Here is a 23,113-nt window from a genome sequence, read left to right on the forward strand (position 1 = left end):
CGCATTTGCGATAAAGAAAAATGGGTACGGGAAACAAATGTTCTATGAAGGATTATGCACTTATCTTTCTATAACATACCAGGATGTACCGTCAGTTTGTAGTTTAACAAAAGTACCTGAGTTATAAATGCTATAGGTGCTGCTGGCAGTAGCTCCTTCAAAGGGGCCGCTTATGGCTACCACAGCATCTATATCAGAACCACCTACTTTTTTAATAATGTACACCCTTCCTGAAAGTCCGGCAGGATCTGGTAAAGTAATAGTACTGGTTCCGGCACCTGTTGGATTTACAAGCAAAGTATAATCAGTAATACTAAGTGTAGTGCTGCCTGTTACAGTACGGATGTTGTAAGATACACTACCACGTATCTGGACAGTAGAGTTAGGTGTTCCGCCAGCTGTAGTAGTATCACCAATCAACAGTGAATCACGGAATACCTTGGTACCAGAGAAGCCTTGTTTGGTATTTGATACACCACCAGGCGCGGCAAAGCTGGCTGCATGAAGTATCAACGTATCGGGTGCATCAGGCGCACCTGTTTTCCGTTGAAGCCCCTGCGCATTATCGGTATTGGCAAAGTTTCCGATAGTTAATCCTTTGAATGCAGCAGTGTCAAGTGTTCTTCTCGATACAGCACCGGTGGTAGGGTTAATCACCAATACATCATTGAATGCTGTTTTGAGCAGATTGGTAGTCAGATAAAGACTATCCCCGATACGGGCATCCTGCAGATAAGCAGAGTCCAGCGCTTTCACCATTTGTGTGGTAATGGAATCACGAACTTCTAAACGGCTGGCAATATGCACGCTGTCGTAGAAGGTGGTTGCACCGGTTGCTTTAATTCTGATTTTGTCAATGCTGTTGGCAATCAGTCTTACATCCTGAGCATTTAAGCTTCCGAACTTGGCTGCGGTATCAATGATGTTTCCATCTACAGTCCAAGCTCTGCTGGCACTGGAGTCTGTAGTAATACGTTGCCAGTAACCAGATTTTCTGATATAAAGGCCTCTGCCATTTCCTGCTCCGGGTTCCAGATATATCATCATACCATCCGGTGGTGTTAATCCGTTAATACCGGTAGTATCCGATAGTCTGGGTAACAGAAAGCCCTGACGGGTGCTTTCCAGTTCCAGAATAGCAGATCGGTTGATATTGGTAGGATTGTTACCAATTTTAACCTGTGCTTTTGTGGTCAGCACTGCTGCGAAAAGAAAGAACAGAAATATACCTGTCTTTCTGAGAAAGCCGATTAATGTGTGTAGTTGTATCATTTGATCTAAGATTAAACACAGTCAATCGGATAATGGATTTCAAAGGTTTTCACATAGTACTGGATCAAGTGTCGTATTATAAAATTAGAATGTATAACATGTTTCCCAGAGGTCTGAATAAAATGAACAAACCCTTAAGCATTATTTAATACTTAAGGGTTTGAAGAACGGAATCAGGGAGAGGCTTACCTTCCCATGTAAACCATTAATATCTGAACATCGCTGGGATTAACTCCGCTTATCCTGCTTGCCTGACCTAGCGTGGCAGGCCTTATCTTTTTAAACTTCTGTAGGGCTTCGTTACTAAGGGCGGCTACTTTATCATAATCAAACTTCTCCGGTATAATAGCGTTTTCCATCTGAGCCATTCTCTTTACCAGTTCTTCTTCCTTTTCAATGTAAGGTCCATACTTCACCTGAATTTCAGCCTGCTCCACAAACTCCGGATCGTTTTCTCCCAGCTCACCAGCAAGGCGTGGTACTGCTTTAGATAAAGAGAACAGATCTACATCTGGCCTAGTTACTACTTTATGTGCCTTTTGCTTTTCTGTAAGGGGAGAAGAGTCCAGTGAGGTAAGATATCCATTCACTTCATCAGGCTCCAGCATAAAGGTGGAGAGCTGCTGTTTAATCTTATCTACTGTTTCTCTTTTAGCTATCACACGCTGCATTCTTTCTTCTGAAGCCAGGCCCAGGTTATAACTAAGTTCTGTTAAACGAAGGTCAGCATTATCCTGACGAAGCAGCGTACGGTATTCAGCGCGACTGGTAAACATACGATAAGGTTCTTCAGTACCCTTGCTGATAAGGTCATCTATGAGTACACCTATATAGGCTTCACTTCTTTTAAGTATAAAAGGAGGGAGGTCTTTAGCTTTCAGGTGGGCATTCATACCTGCTATTAAACCCTGGCAAGCTGCTTCTTCATAACCTGTGGTGCCGTTTATCTGGCCTGCAAAGAACAGGTTATGTATTCTTTTCGTTTCCAGAGAATAGGTTAACTGAGTAGGTGGGAAGTAGTCGTACTCAATAGCATAACCTGGGCGGAATATCCTTACATTCTCAAAGCCCTCTATTTGACGTATAGCATTGTATTGTACGTCCTCAGGTAAGGAGGTAGAGAAGCCATTTACATATATTTCTACAGTATTAAAACCTTCTGGTTCTACGAATATCTGGTGTCTGTCTCTCTCCGCAAACCGGTTAATCTTATCTTCTATGCTGGGGCAATACCTTGGACCAATGCCTTCAATTCTACCGGTAAACATGGGGCTTCTATCAAAACCTGTCTTTAAGGTATCGTGAACCTGTTGATTGGTATAGGTAATAAAGCAGCTTCTTTGTTGGGCAGGAGTTATTTTAGGTACATCCAGATAAGAGAAGCCTGTAATCTCCTCATCACCTTTCTGCTCTTCCATCTTAGTATAATCCAGACTGCGGCCATCTACTCTTGGTGGAGTACCGGTTTTTAATCTGTCGCTTTCGAAGCCCAGTTCTACCAGTTGTTCAGTAATACCAGTGGCAGCTTTTTCTGCCACCCGTCCACCGCCAAACTGTTTTTCTCCAATATGGATAATACCGTTCAGAAAGGTTCCACTTGTTACAACTACCGATTTGGAGTTGATATGATGCCCCAGGCCTGTAACTACACCACAGGCTTTATCTCCGTTTACAATAATAGACCTCACCATATCCTGATAGAAGTCTACGTTTGGTGTCTGTTCCAGCTTCTCTCTCCATGTAGCAGCAAACAACATACGGTCGTTCTGTGTACGGGGACTCCACATAGCAGGCCCTTTACTGCGGTTCAGCATCCTGAACTGGATCATACTTAAGTCTGTGACTATTCCACTATAACCTCCCAGTGCGTCTATCTCTCTTACAATCTGACCTTTTGCTATACCTCCCATGGCAGGATTACAGCTCATTTGAGCAATAGTCTGCATGTTCATAGTAATGAGCAATACTTTACTTCCCATATTAGCAGCGGCAGCAGCAGCCTCGCATCCTGCGTGGCCAGCCCCAACTACTATAACATCATAATCTGGAAACATTGGCTAATTTTCTTTTACAGGTGCAAAGATATAACCCTTTATTACTATGAAAGTATTAAAGGTTCTTAAGGTGTTCCACGTGAAACTATCGCCACCAATAGTATGTATTGTTCCACGTGAAACGTACGTAATGAGCAATACTTTACTTAAGTATCATAAATATTGTTTCACGTGGAACGCTATTATTACTTCCGGCGGGTAGTAGGTAAATGGGATGTAATAATTAAGGTGCTTGTTGCTGACGGTAAGTGTAATTCTATTAGTAGGGCATTATACCCAGCTTTAGAGTAATTTATACTTGAAACCTATAGTAGAAGAGCAGATATACGTTATGGCTTCTATAAATATGAAGTAGTTTGTAGAGGTTACGTGGAATGTTATACTACGTCCGCGTAAATAAGTTGTAATCGTTATAATATTTAATTGATATGGTTAGTATTACTTCTATTAGTAGGGTATTCTTACCCAGCTTGAGGGTAATCCATGGTTGAATCAGTAGTAGGAAATTATATACCTTATGACCTGTTATAACCTGAAGTTCGAGTATGAAGTAGTTTTCGGTAAGGTAGAGCTCCCGCTAAAGTCTTAGAATGCCGGATAGTTCCGTTCGGAGATGTGTTTTATAGTTATTGTTTCACGTGGAACGTTTTTCATAGTTATAATATGTAGCTTATTAAAGGAATAAATGAAATCTTATAATGATAGTGTTTAGAAGATGTAATATAAGGTTGCTGTTTAGAAATGTGTTCTCAGGTATTGATAATGATTGTTTGATCTGAAATAATAGTAGATGGGTGCGCGTGGATATTGGGTGATGAAAATATAGTTATAGTATTGATAGGTAGTTATTAAAATCTTTTATGCCTTTTAAAGTATTACGGTTATTTCGTGTCGGTTATTATATAGTGTTATGGGTGTTCTTTTAGACAACTAATGACCGTTTCACGTGGAACCTTTAAGGGTTTGCACTTCTGAAGAAGGGTAGTTATTGAAAGTTGTTTTGATCTTTGTATAGAGTCTTGGTTTTGTGTAACGATAAGAGATTTCAGAATACTAATAAATGATGATAAGATTAAAAAGGTAATCGAGGTTTTTCTGCGCGGATATTGCACTACGGTATATAGGAGTTATTTTGGAATGTAGTATAATATTAATCTACTGTAGGCAAGGTCCTGTAGGTATTGAGTTCTAATTTAAATTCTATATGACCACTTATATGCGATATATCTAGTGTTTGTGCGGTAAATGTGTGATATACTCATAAGTGAGTGTTTCACGTGAAACGTATATTATCATCCATAGGCGCTTTACTGGTGTATAAGGTTTAGATATGTCTGAATAATGCAGAGTTGGTATGCAATTTCTATCTGAATTAAGCTAGGTGATTATGTGTTTAGTGTATGGTATGGATAGATAGAAAGTTTGCTTCAGTAGAATATCTTGTTTTCTACCTACTTAGTCTTTCTAAATCCGCTTTACTTCTATACATTTCTTTCATCGGTGGATTGGATGACTGATATGAGAAGATAGCGATGTTCTAAGAATGTTTTGGTCTAAGCCTTAAATGAATTGTAGAATGTTGCAGTAATAATGTTGAATGTGTTTTATGTGCACCTGTCGGTAGATTTAAATTAAGAGTATAAGCCTCTTTCTGGGTCCATAGCTGGTAAAGACGCTTTAGCATATCTTACCCGCCAACATATACGCCAGTTCATACGGGTTAAAGCAATAGATAGTTATCTTTTATTTACCCAGGTTAACTATTCAATTTCGTTGTTTCCTTTCAATCCTTTAGATGATGCCTCCCATCCGATAGGTATGTTTTCCAGACAGTGATTCGCCAATCGATTTTGTATGGTAATAACACTATTAATTTACTATCTGGAAATATAATTGAACTTCTTGCTAGCTATAATCTCCACTAGAAATAGGATACCTAATAGTCTTGAATGAGATTAATGAACATTAACTAATCTGATATTAATGATGACCTTACAATTCATTCATTGTTTCACGTGGAACTATATAAAGATCTTTAAGCTAAGCAATGTTCCTTGAATATTTTTAAATCTATGATCTCGATTACTCAGTGTTAATTATACTGCCAGAAATGTTTTTTTATCCAGAACTGCTGATGATGACCGTAAGATCCTTATAGGCAAAGTAATAGTTGAATAAATTATCAAACTTTACCCTGTAAGAATCGTGGAGATCGCCTATCATCCATATGTTAAAACAACTTAAGTCAGGTGATTACTCAGCTGGGATTATTACCGGCTTAACAGCAAAGGGGGCGCTACATAAATGTTACCGTGTTTAATTTGTTTGTTTTGACCAAGCTGGTTAAGTAAACCAGATAGCTACAGTATTATCTTCTAAGGCTCCCGATGGATACTCCTGCAGATGAAGCACTTTACCTACTTGTTACAATCGTTCTGGTTTCTGTTGGTAGGGGATAGGCTTCATAATTAATCAGCTATTTATTGTTTCAGGCATTTGAAAGTAATATTTACCCGTAGGAAAATCTACCGTATGCCCAGGCATGGGCCGTGTAAAAGGATACCTTTTAGGGAGGATAACCCAGTAATATCCCAGTGATAATCCAGTCTATAAAGAACTGGGTTATCTCCGGCTTATGTCTGGATTATTACCGGATTATCTGTTTGGTTAGGATGCTAGAAAGTAACGCGGAGGGTTGTATTAACAGGAAGTGATGAAGGAGGAAGGATGGATGTAAATAGCAGGAATAAAAAAGCCGTTCCTTAAACAGAAACGGCTCTTAGGTATAACAGCATTTTACTTATCCTTTTTCCTGGTGTAGGAGAGAAGATACTCCTCTTCCTTTTTACGCATTTCTGCAGCCTGTACCTTACTCTTGTCCTTGAATCCGCAAAGATGCAGTGCACCGTGAAACAATACCCGAAGCATTTCCTGCTCAAAGGTGGTACCCTGTGTAAGGGCATTGTCTTTAACCCTGTCACTGCTTATATATACTTCTGCTGTAGTAGCAGGTCCTTCACTTAAATCAAAAGTGATGATGTCGGTATAATAATCATGCTGTAGAAAATCTTTGTTTATCTGCAACAGGTATTCGTCTGAACAGAATATGTACCTGATCTCCTCCAGTTTCTTTTTCTCTCTGGTAAACAGGTGAACAATATGGGCCTTTATTTTTTCTTTGCCTTTCAGATGCAGTTTTCGGTCTGCATAGTTGAAATGTACCTTCTTCAATGAATTAACAATTTGGATTCCAAAATTCGTAAGATTTTGCGGATACGCCGCACTACTTTTGCGCATATTTACTGTACATGAAACGTTTATCTCAGATCGGCATCGGCAAGAAGGTAGTGATAAAGTCTTTCGAGAATGATGATATATTCATCAAATTGATGGAGATGGGATGTATACCAGGTGAAATGATCCGGGTGGAACAGATTGCTCCTCTGGGCGATCCTATTTCCATTACAGTGGCCGGGTATAACTTAAGCCTGCGCCTGAACGAGGCAGACCATATTTTTGTGGAGGAAATAGCATAAACTTCCCCGCATGAATATTGGGCTTTATTTTGGTTCGTTCAATCCTGTACATACCGGTCATCTGATTATTGCCAGTTATGTGGCTAATCTTAAAATGACAGATCAGATATGGTTTGTAGTATCTCCGCAAAACCCGCTGAAAAAGGCGCATTCACTTTTGAATGAATACGACCGCCTGAATCTGATTCATCTGGCAATAGATAGCGACGAGCGCTTCAAGGTATCTGATGTGGAGTTTAAATTACCCCGACCATCCTTTACCATCGATACACTTACTTATCTGCAGGAGAAATATCCAAAGTATACTTTCACCATCGTAATGGGCTCTGATAGTTTTCAGAATCTTCCCAAATGGAAGAATTTTGAATTGCTGGTTAAAAACTATCACTTCATTATTTACCAACGTGAAGGTTTTCCGGTAACGGATACTTTTAAAGCGCAATGCACTTTTGTAAAAGCTCCTTTGTTAAACATTTCTGCTACTGAAATACGGAATATGATAAAGGAAGGGATGAGTCTTAGGTATGTGGTGCCGGAAAGCGTAAAAGAAGAGATAGAAAAGAACGGCTATTACAGATAACGCATCAGATGCCCCAAAAAGGGCGAAAAGAGCCTGTTTTAGCTTCTTATACCAGCCATCCCAGTATAAGACAGCCTAATACGATAAATGGAGGCCTTACGCGCCCGTAAACCAATAATAAAAAGGTGCCGGCTATTACCAGTGGATTAATAACATGAGCGGTAACACCATCAGTAACGTCCAGAGATATATTTTTCATCAGGAAGAAAGTAGCGCCCGTCATAATTCCAACCGCTGCTGCATTAATCCCTTCCAGCGAGCGGTAAATAACCGCATACTTCTTCAGATTGTTCCAGACCGGAAAAAAAAATAGTACCAACAGCGCACTGGGTAAAAACAACGCTACGGTTCCTATTACACATCCCAGTACCTGCATGGCAGGCCCCTTTTTGCGTAATAACATACCACCGGTATAAGATCCTATCGAAAATACCGGTCCGGGCATGGCGCGCACAATACCAGAGCCGGTAAGAAACTCTTTTTGTGTCATTCTGAGCGCCCGGGGGTTATTCTTCTCCGCTTGTACTGTATTAGGGCGAATTACATACTGTTCGTACATCATTGTCATCAAAACATCACCTCCACCAAATACCAGGCTGCCAAAGCGGTAAAAGTTTTCAAACAGGTTATATACGCCCCGGTTGGGCCACTCTTTTTTACGGGCTGTTTCACTGAGAAAACCCGCGAGCATAAAAAGAGATAAAAAGATCAGGATATTTCCCCATTTGATTTTTTTGGGTGGTACACCTTGCTGAGGTATCCGCTTATCGCTGAAATTGGTAGCAATACCGGCAGCTATTATAATACCGGGGAAAATCCAGGGCGATTTAAAAAGAAAATATACGAGCAGTGATGCAACACTCATAATAACCCGTGTAATGGTGTTATTAACAGATAACCGGAACAACCGGAAAGCAGAAAAGCTGATAAATCCCACCGCAAGAGGTTGTATAAACTGAAATATCTGTGCATTAAATGATGCGCCATCCAGATAGCCCAATAAAAACGAAAGCGCTCCCATCAGCGAACAGGCTGGCAATAACCAGGTTACCAGCGTGAGTACCGCGAGCGGAATACCGCCGCGTTTGTAACCTATTAACGTAAGTGTTTGTGTGGAAGAGGCACCGGGCAGTAAACTACAAAAAGCATTATATTCTATCAACTCCTGCTCGGTAACATCTTTGCGTTGCCTTACAAAAGTGGTAAGCATCATACTAAAATGACCCTGCGGGCCACCAAAAGCGGTAAGGCTGTGTAACAGCACCGCTTTTAAAAACGGTATGTGTCTTATTAAAACCAATGTTTCACCATGCAGTATGATAAGTTGATTCTCAAAATAACAAAATAAAAAAGTCCCACCCAAATAGGCAGGACGGTTAGTATACATACCCCCAATTGAAAGACTATGGTTTCATAAACCGGATTGCCTGAATAAAGGTTCCCCCCAGAAATGCATTCAACACATAATTCCCAGTATTCAGATCGGTCATATTCAGGTACAACTCGTGTGCACCTTGTTCTACTTTTTCAATAATTGTTTTTGCCATTCTGCCCTGTACATCCAGTACTTTCAAAATAAGGTCTCCCGGCTTGCTTACCGCAATTTCCAGTAAATCGAGCCCGTCATTTAAAAGTGTAAGTTGAATGTTTCCAGGATGCATGTTATATTCATTTTCAAAAGGTTAAGAGAACAGCAATATCAGTATTTATCCAAATATGATGCCAGGGGAAAGCAATTCGCTGCGTAGGAAAACCGGAAGAAACGAATATATATAAATAATATATATTAAGACGGGAAGGTGAGCAGTTATAAAATGCCTGATATTAAAAAGTCTGGCCTCATAACCTATGCAGCCAGACTCTTAGCCTAATTGGCGAGGAAGTTTTTCCATCGCTTAAATTCCTTTTTCTCTTTGGTTTCAAATAAACCGGGGATAGTTTTGATCGCTTTGCTGAACACAACCATTATCCCTGTCTGCTTCTTAAGGGGTTTCTTCATACGAAAGGGGGATTTAGTAAGTATTATGTTAAAATCATACATAAATTTATTAAACGCGGGAATATGTGCAAAAAAACTGGGTAAAAAAATCATTATTTTTTTTATTTTCCCACATTTCCCCCTTACTGTAAGGGATATTTTTCCCTAATTTATCCCTGGATTATCATATATCGTTTTACATCATTAATCAACATCTCGTCCAGTATATCTACTACATTCCTATAGGTACACGCATCTTTTGGTGATATCAACACAATCATTTCAGATACATCCTCATGCTTTCCGGTAATTTCTTTTTGCTTTTCCTGTATCACTTTCCGGATTCCTGAAGCAGAGTAATCAGTCGTTTGTTTGTGCAGGCTATCATTACCATAATAATAGCTGATGGTATTATTACCATCCAGTTCCAGCTGCAGGGTTTTTCCCTCACCTCCCTCATTTTGAGACCCTTCACTATCGTCTGGCATCGCCAGTTTCATGGCTTTGGGTTCTGACATAGTAGTAGTGAAAATGAAAAAGGTAATGAGCAGAAAACCTAGATCTACCATTGGAGTAAGATCTACACGTGTTGATTTTTTTGCAGGTTTATTTCCTTGCTTTCCTGTGGATTGTATCATTTCAGCCATAACTGTAGGTTTTGTTAATTAGATGTAACAGCTATGACTTTCCATAAAATTCAATCATTTCTTCCTGAATATGCTTTGCAAAACAAAAGGCCGGCATTATAGCCGGCCCGTTTGTAAATATTGTTGTGAGCGAGGCTAGTTACCGTACTCACACAGAAACTTAATACGCATAATTTTTAGCTGCTCCCAGTTGTAATTGCTATCAGAAAGTTCTTCCTGCGCCAGCTGGAGAGAAGAGGTTTCGCAATTACGGAAGTAATCCATAATCTCGTCCTGATCGTCATCATCCAGTAAATCCGCTATGGCGTAATCCAGATTCAGTTTGGTACCACTGGCTACAATAGTTTCCATTTCTTCCAGCAAAGCATCCAGGCGTAAGTCTTTGTTGCGGGCAATGGTTTCCAGCGGAATCTTTTTGTCTACGTTCTGGATAATGTAAATCTTGTTGCTGCTTTTGTTAGCAACGCTTTTCATTACAAAATCATCCGGCTTCTCAATGTTGTTTTCCTCTACATATTTGGAAATCAGCTCGATAAATGGCTTGCCATAACGGGCGGCCTTACCCTTGCTTACACCTGATATTTTTTCCAGTTCAGGAATAGTAGTAGGGAACATGGTGGCCATATCCTGCAGGGAGGATTCCAGGAAAATAACAAACGGAGGTAAGCTTTTCTTCTTGGCTTCCTTCTGGCGAAGTTCTTTCAGCATCTCAAAAAGGCGATCGTCAGTAGCAGCTGCACCGCCTCCACCTTTTTCTGTTTCGTCATCATCCTCGTTAGCGTCTTCAAACAGGTTATTGAGCACTATCGGGAAAGAAGCCGGCTTTTTCAGGAATTTTTCTCCATCCGGAGCCATCTTCAATAAACCATATTCTTCAATATCTTTTCTGATGAAGTTTTCCAATAATAACTGTCTGATAAGGCTGTTCCAGAAATGTTCGTCTCTGTCTTTTCCGGTACCAAACACTGGTAAACTTTCATGACGGAACATGGTTATCTGTGGGGTAAGTTTACCGGTAAGTACATTGATAACGTATTCTGCCGGGAAGCGCTCATCCAGTGCGGTAACCGCCTTCATTACTTTTACGGCTTCTTCCTTCGCTTCTACCTTTTCTTTTGTATTTAAACAGTTGTCGCAGTTACCGCAGTTAGCAGTATCCCACACTTCGCCAAAATAATGCAACAGAATTTTGCGGCGGCAAACGGCACTTTCGGCATAAGCCACGGTTTCGTTAATCAGTTGAGCACCTACTTCACGTTCGCTCAGTGGCTTATCACGCATCAGATGCTCCAGCTTAGCAACATCTTTATGAGAATAGTAAAGAATACATTTTCCTTCCAAACCATCACGCCCAGCACGACCGGTTTCCTGGTAGTAGTTTTCTATAGACTTGGGAATGTTGAAGTGGATTACAAACCGGATATCCGGTTTATCTATTCCCATTCCAAATGCAATAGTGGCTACAATTACCTGAACATCTTCATTTAAAAACTGATCCTGACGGTCTGCCCGTAGTTTAGCATCCAGCCCGGCGTGATAAGCAACCGCTTTAATGTTGTTGGCTACCAGCAGTTCTGCCAGTTCTTCTGTGGTTTTGCGGTTAAGGGTATAGATAATACCGCTTTTGCCTTTGCTCTGGGTAATGAAGCGGACAATACTTTTTACCGTTTGTTCCTTTTTTATTTTAGGCTGAATCTCGTAATACAGATTGGTTCTGTTGAAAGAAGAAACCAGTATTTCCGGTTCGCGCAGTCCCAGGTTTTTCACAATATCGCTCTGTACTTTAGGGGTAGCAGTGGCGGTAAGTGCAATCATGGGAATATCAGGATTTATAATCTCCATCATTTCCCGTAAACGTCTGTATTCCGGACGGAAATCATGTCCCCACTCAGATATACAGTGTGCTTCATCCACTGCAAAGAAGGAAATCTTCAGATCACTGAAAAAATCCAGATTCTCCTGTTTGGTCAGTGTTTCCGGGGCTACGTATAATAATTTGGTTTTACCGGCCAGTAAATCTTCTTTTACTTCCCGGATCTGCGCTTTATTTAAAGACGAGTTTAAAAAGTGTGCTACGTTGTCTTTTTCACTGTAACCTCTTACCAGATCTACCTGGTTTTTCATCAGGGCTATCAGTGGGCTTACCACAATGGCACAACCTTCCAGTATCATGGCCGGCAGCTGGTAACATAAACTTTTTCCTCCGCCGGTGGGCATGATTACAAAAGTGTCGTTTCCGTTAAGCAGGCTGTTGATAGCTTCTATCTGGCGGCCTTTGAATTGGCTGAAACCGAAATGCTCCTGAATAGCAGCGTGAATATCGAAGGTGTGGGCAGCGTTACTGTCCTTTGGTTTTGCCCTTTGGGCAGTGGCTTTTTTAGGGGATATTGTTGTCTTTCCTTTGCCGGGGGCAGCGCCGGAAGACGATTTTTTTGTACTTGTTGCCATTTTTTTCAATTATTTCCCTTTACGCACACCAGTAGGATGCTTTTGATTGTGATGTCTGTTGTTTATAAATAATTATGTAACAGGGTGGTGCCGTTAATAGGTGTGGACTGTATGCAAAAAGGGGGTAGCGAAGTTACTAAGTATAAGGTTATTGGGGAAGTCTTTGATGTTAAAGTTTACCTTTGGGGCCATGAATGTGGAAATTTTACATACCGCGTTAAAAACCATTCAGTTAGAGGCTGAATCTATAAGCGGACTGGCAAATTTTATTGACAAGTCTTTCGAAAATGCACTGGAAACCATACATCATTCCAGAGGCCGTGTGGTAATCAGTGGCATTGGTAAAAGTGCTATTGTAGGGCAGAAAATTGTGGCCACACTCAATTCTACCGGCACACCCAGCCTGTTTATGCATGCCGCAGACGCTATTCATGGCGATCTGGGAATGATTCAGTTAGAAGATGTAGTAATGGTAATAAGCAAAAGTGGAGAAAGCCCGGAAATTAAAGTGCTGGTACCCCTGATCAAAAACTTCGGCAACAAACTGATAGGCATGGTAGGTAAAACAGATTCTTACCTGGCACGTGAATCAGACATTATATTAAATACTACTGTGAGCCAGGAAGCCTGCCCTAATAATCTGGCACCTACCTGCAGTACTACCGCACAAATGGTGATGGGCGATACTATTGCAGTATGCCTGATGAAGATGAATGGGTTTACCGGCAGAGATTTTGCTAAGTACCACCCCGGTGGAAATCTGGGAAAGCGCTTATATTTGAGGGTCGCAGATTTGTACCCGCAAAACGCACAACCGTCAGTTTTCCCCTCGTCCAGTTTGAAAGAAGTAATTATGGTTATTTCCAAAAGCAGATTGGGAACGACTGCGGTAGTAGATGAAAACGAACTATTGAAAGGAATTATAACAGACGGCGACGTAAGAAGAATGCTGGAGTCAACAGACGACATCAGCACAGTAAAAGCAAAAGACATTTTTAATAACAATCCTAAAACCGTTCAACCGGAAACCCTGGCAGTAGACGCACTTGAAGTATTGCGCAAATTCGACATCAGTCAGCTGATGGTGGTAAATGAGCAAGGCAAGTATCTGGGTGTTTTGCACTTACATGACCTGGTACGGGAGGGAATACTTTAAACGCCTAATTAGAAACAATAACATCGCATGAACCAACATCATTATGTAGCTATTATGGCTGGCGGCATTGGTAGCCGCTTCTGGCCTAAAAGCAGAACCAGTTATCCTAAGCAGTTTCTTGATATCCTGAATAGTGGAAAAACCCTGATCCAATGGACATTTGATCGGTTTACCAATTTCATTCCTACAGAAAATATCTATATCGTTACTTCTGAAGAGTATGTGGATATTGTAAAAGAGCAGCTGCCTGGTATCAACCCCGATAATATTGTTGCTGAGCCCAGCCGTAAAAACACAGCTCCCTGCGTAGCATATATTTCTTATAAAATTGCTCAGAAAGATCCGGAAGCTTCTCTGGTGGTAGCCCCCAGCGATCACCTGGTGCTGGATACAGATACTTTTGAGAAAGTAACCCTGCAGGCATTGGACTTTGCAGCTCACATGAAGTCTTTTGTTACACTGGGTATTAAACCTACTTACCCTAATACTGGTTATGGTTATATACAACATGAAACCATGCCGGTTGCAGAAAATATGTATAAGGTAAAAGTATTTACTGAAAAGCCTGATCTGGAAATAGCTAAAACGTTTATTGCCAGTGGCGACTTTTTATGGAATGCAGGCATCTTCATCTGGCAGGTAAGCAGCATTATCAAGGCATTTGAGAAGTATCAGCCTGAAATGAATGAACTGTTTGCAACAGAAAAAGAAAAATTCAATACTCCGGAAGAAAAGGCAGCTATTGAAAGAATCTATCCACAGTGTACTAATATTTCCATAGACTACGCAATCATGGAAAAGGCAGATAACGTATACCTGATTCCTGCTTCATTTGGATGGAGCGATCTGGGTACCTGGAACAGCGCTTACGATAACCTGGAAAAAGATTATCTGGGCAATGCAGTTGCCGGTGAGAATGTGATGATTGTAGATTCTACCAAATGTATGATCAGCGCGCCTGATAACAAATTGCTGTTGTTGCAGGGCCTTGACGACTTTATTGTAGTAGACACAGAAGATGTGCTGCTGGTTTGTAAAAAAGATAAAGAACAGGAAATAAAAGAATACGTAGCCGAAGTTAAACGCAACAAAGGCGAACAGTATTTGTAATACCTGAGACAGAATCGTCAGTAACCAATGAGAATGTACTGCTGGTTACTGACGATTCTTCATCCTGTTAAATTGCTACTATGGATTTTGGAGGTGTTACTCCCCGCGAATTAAATGAGATTGATTTTTCTCTTCTTGCCGAACCTTCCTGGAACGGTACCCTTCTGCGCAGTGAAAGAAATCCGCAACTACAAGTATATATGGGAAGCCCCAGATGGGGTGTAAAAGAATGGCTGGGCAAAATTTATCCGAAAGGCAGTAAAGACACGCAGTTTTTAAACCACTACGTACAACACTTCGGGGCCATTGAACTGAATGCTACCCATTATCAGGTGTACAGTCCGGAAATGATTGAACGTTGGGCACAGAAGGCGAAAGGAATCAACTTTAAGTTTTGCCCTAAAGTGCCGCAGGCCATTAGTCACTACAGTTCCTTTCAGCAGGTAGATGATATCACTAATAATTTTCTGGCGGGTATTGTTGCTTTTGCAGAACATCTGGGTCCGGTGTTTTTGCAGGTGAGCGAAAAATACGCACCTGCACGCAGAGATAATTTGTTCAGATACATTGCTTCATTGCCTAAAGACGTACAGTTTTTTCTGGAAGTGCGCCATCCTGATTGGTTTTCTGACACAGTTATATTTAACGAGCTACTGACTTTTTTAAAGGAGCAACAGGTAGGTTTTGTAATTACCGATACAGCCGGAAGGCGTGATTGTGCACATATGCACCTGACCGTGCCCGTAGCATTTGTACGTTTTGTGGCAAATAGTCTGCACCCTACAGACTATACCCGTATTGATGAATGGGTTAAAAGACTTGGGCACTGGATAGAAAAAGGAATTCAGGAGATTTACTTTTTTATACATACGCATAACGAAGCACACTCTCCTGAATTAACAGTGTATATAGCAGATAAGCTGAATCAGGCTTATGGTTTGAACCTGAAGAAACCCGCTTTTATACAGCAAACCCTTTTTTAAACACTCCTTCTGCCACCTATCAGTGATAACAGGAAAAGCACTAAGAAGATAAAGAATAAAATTTTAGCAATAGAGGCTGCACCGGCTGCAATGCCTGTGAAACCGAAAACAGCAGCGATAATGGCTACTATTAAAAAGGTGACTGTCCAGCGTAACATAGATTTAGCATTTATGGTTTAACAATAGAGTAACACTCAAAAAAATCCACAAAGCATGCCAAAGCCTAGCTCTCTTCGTCAAAATATAGTTTGTAGTAGTTTTTTCCGCTCATTTCATCTACTCCTCTCTCCATCAGATCGCGGCGGCCATGAATGTATACGTGAAAATTTTTGTCCAGTTTCAGCACCGTTTTGAACGATTTGGCTTGTTGTTTAACCGCTGAAACGTGAATGGCAAATTCATCATCAATGGCCACATTCTTTGCGCTTTCATAGTTGCGCTTATATTCCATAAAACTATCCACTACTTCTTCATGATGCATTACTTCCTGTGCAAAACTTTCCATAGTAAAAGTTTCATTCTCTTTAAAGTAGTCCATGGAGCGGTTTAACAAGTCAATCTGCTCGCTTTTGGCCACCTCAAACTTTTCCGGATACTCTTTGGTAATAAAGTTTTTACACAGGCTCAGGTAGTTATTGGTTTGGTAGTAGCTATCGGCATACGGTTCAATCTGCAAAAAGTCCTTCATCCAGTATTGTGTTTCCTGCTGTTTATTGGTAATATCTACCACACAAACCACATAACCGTTTTCCCGGTCCTTTCTGAAAATAAGACAACCTTTGTCCAGTTTGTTGATATTAATGCCTTCTTCATGTATTACCTCCAGGCTTTGCCCGTGCGGAAATACTTTCAGAAAGGTTTCTTTGTTTTCAGATTTAAACAGACCTACGGCTTTTACGTATTCCGTTCCAAGTGGCACTTCATCAAAGTGCGCCACATAAAACTCACCCTCTTTTACTTTTACGTGCGTGCTTTTGGTATAGAGAAAATGAGCCAGCAGGGCAGACTGCGCCAGAAAAGAAGATGGGTTGGCAAAAATTTCGTCTACGTAGGTAAACACCTCATTTAACTCCACATCACTGATATGCGTAAAATGATATTGCTCGTTCTCGTTAAACGAACCCAGAAAATATTTAGTAAGCAGCTTGCCTACAATTTCATCGTTAAGCGTAAGTGCATTGGCAGATAGCTTTAATTCCTCGCCGCGGGTAGGGTTACCCACTTTATGCACTACTACTTCCTTTAACTGAACACTGTCTATACCGGTCATGCTGCGAAGATAATACTGTACTTAATAATCCCGGCTTTCCCATTTAGACTGCTGGGTATTGGGTATACGTATAAAAATATAGGTGCCGGTTCCGGACATTTCAGAATGCATTTTTTTGCCGGAGGTGATATGAAAAATGCCGTTTAACAGCTGTACCCGACTTTCGATATTGCGTATGCCAATGCCCTTTTTAATTTTCAGGGTTTCGGTATCTATACCAACGCCGTTATCTTCTACTGTTATAAGCAGATCTTTTTTACGGTACATAAACTCAATATTTACCGCACTGGCCTGGGCATGTTTAATAATATTGGTCATTATTTCCTGAATAATACGGAATATGCTCAGCCGCACATCTTCAGAAAAATACTCATCCGTGTGTTTAGAGGTAAACTGAATATCTAGCTGATCACCCTTTTTCTGTTGAATATCCTGGATGTATAAATCTATAACCCGGTTCAGAGAATTGTTTTTAATATAGGCGGGCATCAGGTTATGCGAAATATTTCTGGCTTCTACCTGTGCGGTACCTACATCTTCACTTATAGCTACCAGATTCTGACTGATGCCGGCAGCAGCTACCGCTGCATTTCTGGACAGGTTTAATAAATTAAAACGGATGGCTGTAAGTGTTCCTGAAATGCCATCATGAATTTCTTTGGCAGTATTGAACCGTTCACTTTCCTGGGCCTGTATAATTTTGCGGTAGGTTCTTATTTTATAAGAAGTATATCTTCTGGCAATAGCATAAGTAAGTAAAACAATTTCAATGAGAATGCCGCTCTGCAACATGGTTTCTGTATAAAAAGAGGCGGGCGCTAAACCCCACTCCAGCAGGGCCAGATTAAAAATGCCGGATACTTTAATAATACTGGCTATAAAGTAATACCTGGCTGCTGCCGTGCCTTTAACCAGACTGGCAATAAGAGAATACAGTACCACCAGTATGCTTATGAGAATAACGGTAAGGAAAACCGAGAGGTAGGCATTATTTACAGCAAAGCTGTGGTTATTAAGATTTACAAATAAAGGCACAATGGCTACGACTATCAAACCTGCTTTACACAGGTTTCCTATTTTACACAGCCAGGGGTGGCGGTTCCTGGTATCCAGCAATACCTGACTTATCTGAATGTTCAGGAGCATGTTCAGCGATGAAAACACCGGCGCTATCATGGTGTTGAGTGCAGGGTAATCGTTCCAGACAAATTCAAAACCCAGTCCAAAGTAACCGAGGAACCAGATAATGGAAGTGAGTATGTAAAGCCCGTAATACAAGTACAGTTTGTGCCGGGTGTTGATGTAAAACAGAAAACTGAAAATGGTTACAAACAACAGTAACCCGTAGGTAATACCATCTGTAAGGTAATTCTGGTTAACGGTGCTTTCAAAGGCTTTTCGTTTGTATACCCGTATGGGTAGCAACAGCGTATGGCCTATCTGATTTACGTACAGAAAATACTCCTTCTTTTCAGCCTTATCCAGAGAGATAACGTATTGAAAATTTTTGTGCAGCAAACCCCTTTCCTCAAAAGGATAAAAATCACCCAGTTTACCCAGCGATCGGGAACTGTCTGTACTTACTTCAAACAACTCCAGTTCATTTAAACGCGGGCTTTGAATATCAATTACCATCTGATTGCTCACCGTGTCCTCATTCCTTATGGCAAAATGAAACCAATAATACTTCTTAGCAATACCTCCGTTTAATACCGCAGCCTTTACGGGTGAAAACCTGTTTTCAGCATACTGCTGCAATACGGAAGAAAAAGGGAGATGGCTATTGTTTGTCTTGTACATTAGCCAGTTATTAGAATGGAATGAATATTCAGACTGGCGGCTGGTTACTATAATGGTACTATCGCTGGCCAGCAGCGTACTAGCCATACTTATATTCAAAAGCACAGCAGAGAACACTACCCACCATTTTTTCATTCGCATTGGCGGCTTTTTGCCTGCAAACAAGTGTTGAAAAACAACCATAGTTGTTACAGATAAATGATAAGTACGTTGCAGAAATGCCATATCAGGTAAATAAGGGTGTGCAGTACAGTTATATAACAGGGTTGAGTAATGCTATAGTGGTAAGGCGCTTCCGTTAGGTTCCACCGGTGCACAAATCGCTGAAGGGCAAAGCCATAAGCCGGCGTACAAATGCTTTGTTAGCGATTGCAAAAGCGGAATCCCTAACGGCGCGTCTGAAAAAACAAACCAAAAATTAGTCCAAATGAAGCATTTTTTACCAAAATGCAAAACTCATCCACCTTAAAATGCAATTAATCTCTCAATTAGCACTCTTCCGGTAACCAATTGATTCTGAATATGCTTATATTTAGAACAGTAATCCAACTACTGTTTTTAAAATTCATCCCCCCATGAGAAAACTGTTTGCCATTATTGCTATGTGTATTGCCTGTGGGGTTACCCGGGCACAATCGTATCAGCGTTTTAATAACGACTCCATTGTAACGGAGGCGAAAAGGCTGTTGAACGCCAGGCTGGTGGGCAGAATAACTGAAAACTGGCTGATGCAGCAGGATGACCGGAAGTTTGCTACCGCTGGTTTCTTTTCTTATGAAGAAGCTGGTGGCCAGAAATGCATTCTTTTTTCTGAGGAAGATACCCCGGTTGTACTTACTACCTTATGGTTTGCCGGTAGCCCCCGGGAGGAAACAGTGAGCATGGACAGCACGCACAGACTGTTTACCCCTTATGAGCGGGACCTGTACACAATAAGAAAACAGACAGAGCAACAGATAGTTGCTGATGCGGGCTTTAAAAAAAGCAACAATACCCGCTGGAATATTATCCCTTTTATTGATGAGCATTTTAAACGTGTGTATGTGTTTGCTGATGCCGGAAGCAATGGCACTGTTGTTTTTGGTAACGATTACCTGCTTAGTTTTGATGAAGCCAATCAGTGGCAAACCACCCGCGCCCTGCATCAGAACACCATTCCGCTCAATTACCGGGAGGGCAAAGATGACGAGCCCATTACTACCGTACACCATCATTCCGGATGTGCGGCCAGCTGCTTAACTGCTACAGATATTTCTACAGTTATGCTTTATGGCAAATGTGCCAACTGGCGAAAGCACATGGTAATATCCAAATCCTACGTTTCTATATGGGATTGCGAAAAAGATGAACTGGTAACCCTTACTGTAAAAGACTGGGAGAGGCAGCATAAGTAAGTTCCTGTAACACAGGTTACCCTTCGGTTATTTCAAACCGGCTTTTCATAATGGCCAGTGCATTTTCAGTGGCATCTTCATCGCTGTATATAGCACCGGGCATGGCTATAAGCCGTTTTCTGATCTTGCCGTTTTCATCTGCAAAATGAATGGTGAAGTAAGCGCGGGTAATGCCGTTGCCTGCATTTTTAAACTGGATGCGTTTGATGTTATCTATGAGAATAACGGGAGTAGCGGAATGGTTGGTAGTGCGGATAATACCGTATACCAGAAAAGAAGCAATACAAATAAATATCAGTGCCGGCCCGTACACATCATTCTGTATGGCGTTGAAGGCTGCATAAAGCAGGCCCACACAAAGTGCGGAATATATTAACAAAATGCGGGAAGTGTTTTGCCCAAAAGTGAGCGTAGCCATATCGCCGATAATACCGGTACGGGTAAGTACAATTTTATCGGGCAGAATATGACAGTAGCCTGTCTTTGTTTTAAAGGTCAGGTCGTTAACTACCAGTGCTTCGTTTTCTTCAGTAAGTGTTTGCATAACATATAAACGGCTACTTTGTAAAATACAAAATCTGTGCTTATTCTCTATGGGCAACGGAGTAACACTGTTTGCGGGCAGAAAACGGTGGTGGTGGTAAAGGTTGTGTTGCCTCACTGCCGGGTTATATGTTTTTACGGCATGTATTTTTAGTAATACAGGGTAAAGCAAATACCATGCGTTGCAAAGAAAAAGAACTGTTTATACCATATCCCACAGGTGAGCAAACCCGTGTATATATGAATTGTACCGATGTGGGACCTTTGTTCACCGTATTTCTGGCAGGGGAGGAAGGTAATATTACGCTTTACTCCCAAACGGATGCTACAGGAACGGAAACATGGTATGAAGGAGATGGAATAGTTTCTGACCGGGCAGCAGAGATAGGTAAACTACTGGAAATCAATTAAAAACATGGCGGGTAACGGATGCATGCCCTATAGAAGCAGCTATTACTGGCATGTTTTGTGATAATGCCACTGCGGCAGTTTGTACAGAAAGAAAGGTTGACTGATTGGGAAAACTTGTAGATATCTGACAAAGGCAATGTAAGCTTAACAAAAGATGTTATTTTATTCCGTACCTTCGTGTGCGTTAATAATTTGAGTTTTCAGCATTTTGTAAGTGAATTGTCCTGATAATAGTTAGCTTTCTTTTACTCCTGCTTTTGCCTCAGATAATTTTGTTTTATTTTTTTAATATTTAGTAATGAACATTTACGTTTCAAATTTAAGCTTCAACGTGCAGGATGAAGACTTAAGAGCTTATTTCGAAGAATATGGCGAAGTAACATCCGCTAAAGTAATCATAGACAGAGAAACTGGCCGTAGCCGTGGTTTTGGTTTTGTTGAAATGCCTGATCAGGCTTCTGCTGAAGCAGCTATCAGCGGTCTGGATGGCGCTAGCGTTGAAGGTCGCTCTATGAGAGTGAACGAAGCTAAACCAAGAGAAGAGAAGAAGCCAAGATCTTCTTACTCTAACAACAACCGTTGGTAAGAGCTTAAGTTTCACGGAGAACTTACTAGAGAGGCCGTTCTGCAATTGCAGAACGGCCTCTTTGTTTGCGCGGATAACTGATAGTTATTCTTTCATGCTCCATTGTAAACCCTGCCAGAAGTGTTGCGTTAGCATGGTATCGCTGAAAGTTTCGGGCATATGGCCGAAGTTGGAATAAAAAGCCCTGCCACCATCATACTCATGATACCAGGCCAGCGGGTGAAAGTCGCCCATTTTTCCGCCCTGATAACTTTTTTCATCTACCCGTATCAGAAACTGAAGGCCGGAAGTATTTACCGATTTAAAATCGTAGAACTCATCTTTATGGTAAAACGAATCCGGTAAAAACGATGTGGCCGGGAAGGTTTTATTGAGGGTGATGATTTTAGCGGTTTGAATATGCGGGTGACTTACAAAATAAGCACCTGCCAGCTTGTTATACCATGGCCAGTCAAACTCGGTATCGGTAGCAGCGTGAATGCCTACATAACCACCGCCCGCCTGAATGTATTTTTCAAAAGCCGCCTGCTGCGCAGGGTTCAGCACATCGCCGGTAGTGTTTAGCCACACTACCGCACTGTACGTTTTGAGGTTGTCGGTAGTAAATATACCTGCATCTGTAGTAGTATCTGCCACAAAACCATGCTGAGTACCCAGGCGCATGAAGAATGCATTACCCTCTTTAATAGAAGCGTGATGAAAGCCTTTGGTAAGAGAGAAAACGAGCACCCGTTTAACAGGGGCCGGTTCGGTAGACTGGCAGGCATAAACAGCCAGGAACACGGCAGCTATAGTGCCGATGGAAGCAAACAATCGCATAGTTATGGTGTGTTTTTATTGGCAATTATCGGTTAAAAAGTCCACCCATCAATTTTCCGAGTTTGATAAGCGTAGCCCTCAGGTTCACCGGATCTTTTTCATAACCAGCCACCTCATTTCTTAATACATCAAAGCTATCGTAAAACGGCGTTTCTATAAAAGCGTACTTGTTGAGTATCGACAGTGTTTCTTCAATAAAACCGGTAGCTTCTCTGTGCAACTTAAAACTATGTGGTGGATCCAGTAAATATTGTTTGATTTCAGTTAACCGTACAATATCTGCATTACTGATTTTCATACTGCAAAATTAAATAATTGGTCAATTGCCTGCATGTTAAAGTAATGATGGCTGGTTGCTGCGTGTGAGCTACGGGGAGAACCTATACAGATACTGAAGTGGTAACGATAAAACCATGGTGTTGATAGGGAGTTGATATGGACCAGACATGGACTTGATATGGGCTTTTCCACATTTTTGGGTAGGGTTGTCCACAGCTGATACGCGATCCTGTATGGCAGAACCACG

General features: G+C 41.2%; 21 protein-coding genes. 8 read left to right on the forward strand and 13 right to left on the reverse strand.

Annotated features, from left to right (window positions below):
- Window positions 1–60 precede the first annotated feature (60 nt).
- From IEY13_RS27870 to ybeY, 3 genes are all read right to left on the reverse strand, one after another.
- Window positions 61–1,272, reverse strand: coding sequence for a phage tail-like protein (locus tag IEY13_RS27870; RefSeq protein ID WP_188958690.1), 1,212 nt, complete (start codon window positions 1,270–1,272; stop codon window positions 61–63).
- Window positions 1,273–1,457: 185 nt separating this feature from the next.
- Window positions 1,458–3,326 (reverse strand): tRNA uridine-5-carboxymethylaminomethyl(34) synthesis enzyme MnmG, encoded by a 1,869-nt coding sequence (gene mnmG, locus IEY13_RS27875; protein WP_188958692.1) that lies wholly within the window; start codon window positions 3,324–3,326, stop codon window positions 1,458–1,460.
- Between the two features lie 2,796 nt (window positions 3,327–6,122).
- Window positions 6,123–6,557 (reverse strand): rRNA maturation RNase YbeY, encoded by a 435-nt coding sequence (gene ybeY / locus IEY13_RS27880; RefSeq protein ID WP_229688049.1) that lies wholly within the window; start codon window positions 6,555–6,557, stop codon window positions 6,123–6,125.
- A gap of 77 nt (window positions 6,558–6,634) precedes the next feature.
- On the opposite strand from ybeY, the gene IEY13_RS27885 reads away from it, so the two are divergent.
- Both IEY13_RS27885 and nadD read left to right on the forward strand, forming a co-directional pair.
- Window positions 6,635–6,862, forward strand: coding sequence for a FeoA family protein (locus IEY13_RS27885; protein WP_188958698.1), 228 nt, complete (start codon window positions 6,635–6,637; stop codon window positions 6,860–6,862).
- 10 nt (window positions 6,863–6,872) lie between these two features.
- The gene (gene nadD / locus IEY13_RS27890) at window positions 6,873–7,442 is read left to right on the forward strand and encodes a nicotinate (nicotinamide) nucleotide adenylyltransferase (RefSeq protein ID WP_188958700.1); all 570 of its coding nucleotides are present in this window, start codon (window positions 6,873–6,875) and stop codon (window positions 7,440–7,442) included.
- A 46-nt stretch (window positions 7,443–7,488) separates the two neighbouring features.
- On the opposite strand, the gene IEY13_RS27895 is transcribed toward nadD, so the two are convergent.
- The 4 genes from IEY13_RS27895 to recQ form a co-directional block, all read right to left on the reverse strand.
- The gene (locus IEY13_RS27895) at window positions 7,489–8,706 is read right to left on the reverse strand and encodes a chromate transporter (RefSeq protein ID WP_229688050.1); all 1,218 of its coding nucleotides are present in this window, start codon (window positions 8,704–8,706) and stop codon (window positions 7,489–7,491) included.
- A 139-nt stretch (window positions 8,707–8,845) separates the two neighbouring features.
- Window positions 8,846–9,103, reverse strand: coding sequence for a hypothetical protein (locus IEY13_RS27900; protein ID WP_188958704.1), 258 nt, complete (start codon window positions 9,101–9,103; stop codon window positions 8,846–8,848).
- Between the two features lie 487 nt (window positions 9,104–9,590).
- Entirely contained in the window at window positions 9,591–10,067 is a 477-nt protein-coding gene (locus IEY13_RS27905; protein WP_188958707.1) for an ExbD/TolR family protein, read from the reverse strand.
- A gap of 135 nt (window positions 10,068–10,202) precedes the next feature.
- Window positions 10,203–12,515 (reverse strand): DNA helicase RecQ, encoded by a 2,313-nt coding sequence (gene recQ, locus IEY13_RS27910; RefSeq protein WP_188958709.1) that lies wholly within the window; start codon window positions 12,513–12,515, stop codon window positions 10,203–10,205.
- A 190-nt stretch (window positions 12,516–12,705) separates the two neighbouring features.
- Between recQ and IEY13_RS27915 the strand changes: the two genes are divergently transcribed.
- The 3 genes from IEY13_RS27915 (at window position 12,706) to IEY13_RS27925 (ending at window position 15,764) form a co-directional block, all read left to right on the forward strand.
- On the forward strand, window positions 12,706–13,671 hold the full coding sequence (locus tag IEY13_RS27915; protein WP_188958711.1) for a KpsF/GutQ family sugar-phosphate isomerase: 966 nt from the start codon (window positions 12,706–12,708) through the stop codon (window positions 13,669–13,671).
- A gap of 27 nt (window positions 13,672–13,698) precedes the next feature.
- Window positions 13,699–14,781: a mannose-1-phosphate guanylyltransferase gene (locus IEY13_RS27920; RefSeq protein ID WP_188958713.1), complete on the forward strand. Its 1,083-nt coding sequence runs from the start codon at window positions 13,699–13,701 to the stop codon at window positions 14,779–14,781.
- Window positions 14,782–14,861: 80 nt separating this feature from the next.
- Window positions 14,862–15,764: a DUF72 domain-containing protein gene (locus IEY13_RS27925; RefSeq protein ID WP_188958715.1), complete on the forward strand. Its 903-nt coding sequence runs from the start codon at window positions 14,862–14,864 to the stop codon at window positions 15,762–15,764.
- Here IEY13_RS27925 and IEY13_RS27930 read toward each other — a convergent pair.
- The 3 genes from IEY13_RS27930 to IEY13_RS27940 form a co-directional block, all read right to left on the reverse strand.
- Window positions 15,761–15,922 (reverse strand): DUF1328 family protein, encoded by a 162-nt coding sequence (locus tag IEY13_RS27930; protein ID WP_146828870.1) that lies wholly within the window; start codon window positions 15,920–15,922, stop codon window positions 15,761–15,763. The two genes, IEY13_RS27925 and IEY13_RS27930, sit on opposite strands and share 4 nt — an antisense overlap.
- 65 nt (window positions 15,923–15,987) lie before the next feature.
- A complete protein-coding gene (locus IEY13_RS27935; RefSeq protein WP_188958717.1) occupies window positions 15,988–17,034 on the reverse strand; it encodes a nucleoid-associated protein in 1,047 nt (348 codons plus the stop codon).
- A 21-nt stretch (window positions 17,035–17,055) separates the two neighbouring features.
- On the reverse strand, window positions 17,056–18,975 hold the full coding sequence (locus tag IEY13_RS27940) for a sensor histidine kinase (RefSeq protein WP_188958719.1): 1,920 nt from the start codon (window positions 18,973–18,975) through the stop codon (window positions 17,056–17,058).
- A gap of 434 nt (window positions 18,976–19,409) precedes the next feature.
- Between IEY13_RS27940 and IEY13_RS27945 the strand changes: the two genes are divergently transcribed.
- The gene (locus tag IEY13_RS27945; protein ID WP_188958721.1) at window positions 19,410–20,228 is read left to right on the forward strand and encodes a hypothetical protein; all 819 of its coding nucleotides are present in this window, start codon (window positions 19,410–19,412) and stop codon (window positions 20,226–20,228) included.
- A 16-nt stretch (window positions 20,229–20,244) separates the two neighbouring features.
- On the opposite strand, the gene IEY13_RS27950 is transcribed toward IEY13_RS27945, so the two are convergent.
- Entirely contained in the window at window positions 20,245–20,772 is a 528-nt protein-coding gene (locus IEY13_RS27950; protein WP_188958723.1) for a phosphoribosylaminoimidazolesuccinocarboxamide synthase, read from the reverse strand.
- Between the two features lie 71 nt (window positions 20,773–20,843).
- On the opposite strand from IEY13_RS27950, the gene IEY13_RS27955 reads away from it, so the two are divergent.
- Both IEY13_RS27955 and rbp read left to right on the forward strand, forming a co-directional pair.
- Complete coding sequence (locus tag IEY13_RS27955; RefSeq protein WP_188958725.1) at window positions 20,844–21,182, forward strand: hypothetical protein; 339 nt, start codon at window positions 20,844–20,846, stop codon at window positions 21,180–21,182.
- Between the two features lie 298 nt (window positions 21,183–21,480).
- Window positions 21,481–21,768 (forward strand): RNA-binding regulator, encoded by a 288-nt coding sequence (gene rbp, locus IEY13_RS27960; protein WP_188958727.1) that lies wholly within the window; start codon window positions 21,481–21,483, stop codon window positions 21,766–21,768.
- 84 nt (window positions 21,769–21,852) lie between these two features.
- Here rbp and IEY13_RS27965 read toward each other — a convergent pair whose 3' ends face one another.
- Both IEY13_RS27965 and IEY13_RS27970 read right to left on the reverse strand, forming a co-directional pair.
- Complete coding sequence (locus tag IEY13_RS27965; RefSeq protein WP_188958729.1) at window positions 21,853–22,587, reverse strand: ThuA domain-containing protein; 735 nt, start codon at window positions 22,585–22,587, stop codon at window positions 21,853–21,855.
- Between the two features lie 25 nt (window positions 22,588–22,612).
- Window positions 22,613–22,885, reverse strand: a complete 273-nt coding sequence (locus IEY13_RS27970) for a hypothetical protein (RefSeq protein ID WP_188958731.1) — start codon at window positions 22,883–22,885, stop codon at window positions 22,613–22,615.
- Between the last annotated feature and the right edge of the window lie 228 nt (window positions 22,886–23,113).

It is taken from the genome of Filimonas zeae (genome assembly GCF_014641615.1).
Lineage (GTDB): Bacteria > Bacteroidota > Bacteroidia > Chitinophagales > Chitinophagaceae > Filimonas > Filimonas zeae.

Bases quoted from the DNA above. Each gene is read 5' to 3' on its own strand.
- IEY13_RS27870 (WP_188958690.1), bottom strand. From the start codon at position 1,272: ATGATACAACTACACACATTAATCGGCTTTCTCAGAAAGACAGGTATA.
- mnmG (WP_188958692.1), bottom strand. From the start codon at position 3,326: ATGTTTCCAGATTATGATGTTATAGTAGTTGGGGCTGGCCACGCAGGA.
- IEY13_RS27885 (WP_188958698.1), top strand. From the start codon at position 6,635: ATGAAACGTTTATCTCAGATCGGCATCGGCAAGAAGGTAGTGATAAAG.
- nadD (WP_188958700.1), top strand. From the start codon at position 6,873: ATGAATATTGGGCTTTATTTTGGTTCGTTCAATCCTGTACATACCGGT.
- IEY13_RS27900 (WP_188958704.1), bottom strand. From the start codon at position 9,103: ATGCATCCTGGAAACATTCAACTTACACTTTTAAATGACGGGCTCGAT.
- IEY13_RS27905 (WP_188958707.1), bottom strand. From the start codon at position 10,067: ATGGCTGAAATGATACAATCCACAGGAAAGCAAGGAAATAAACCTGCA.
- recQ (WP_188958709.1), bottom strand. From the start codon at position 12,515: ATGGCAACAAGTACAAAAAAATCGTCTTCCGGCGCTGCCCCCGGCAAA.
- IEY13_RS27915 (WP_188958711.1), top strand. From the start codon at position 12,706: ATGAATGTGGAAATTTTACATACCGCGTTAAAAACCATTCAGTTAGAG.
- IEY13_RS27920 (WP_188958713.1), top strand. From the start codon at position 13,699: ATGAACCAACATCATTATGTAGCTATTATGGCTGGCGGCATTGGTAGC.
- IEY13_RS27925 (WP_188958715.1), top strand. From the start codon at position 14,862: ATGGATTTTGGAGGTGTTACTCCCCGCGAATTAAATGAGATTGATTTT.
- IEY13_RS27930 (WP_146828870.1), bottom strand. From the start codon at position 15,922: ATGTTACGCTGGACAGTCACCTTTTTAATAGTAGCCATTATCGCTGCT.
- IEY13_RS27935 (WP_188958717.1), bottom strand. From the start codon at position 17,034: ATGACCGGTATAGACAGTGTTCAGTTAAAGGAAGTAGTAGTGCATAAA.
- IEY13_RS27940 (WP_188958719.1), bottom strand. From the start codon at position 18,975: ATGCGAATGAAAAAATGGTGGGTAGTGTTCTCTGCTGTGCTTTTGAAT.
- IEY13_RS27945 (WP_188958721.1), top strand. From the start codon at position 19,410: ATGAGAAAACTGTTTGCCATTATTGCTATGTGTATTGCCTGTGGGGTT.
- IEY13_RS27950 (WP_188958723.1), bottom strand. From the start codon at position 20,772: ATGCAAACACTTACTGAAGAAAACGAAGCACTGGTAGTTAACGACCTG.
- rbp (WP_188958727.1), top strand. From the start codon at position 21,481: ATGAACATTTACGTTTCAAATTTAAGCTTCAACGTGCAGGATGAAGAC.
- IEY13_RS27965 (WP_188958729.1), bottom strand. From the start codon at position 22,587: ATGCGATTGTTTGCTTCCATCGGCACTATAGCTGCCGTGTTCCTGGCT.
- IEY13_RS27970 (WP_188958731.1), bottom strand. From the start codon at position 22,885: ATGAAAATCAGTAATGCAGATATTGTACGGTTAACTGAAATCAAACAA.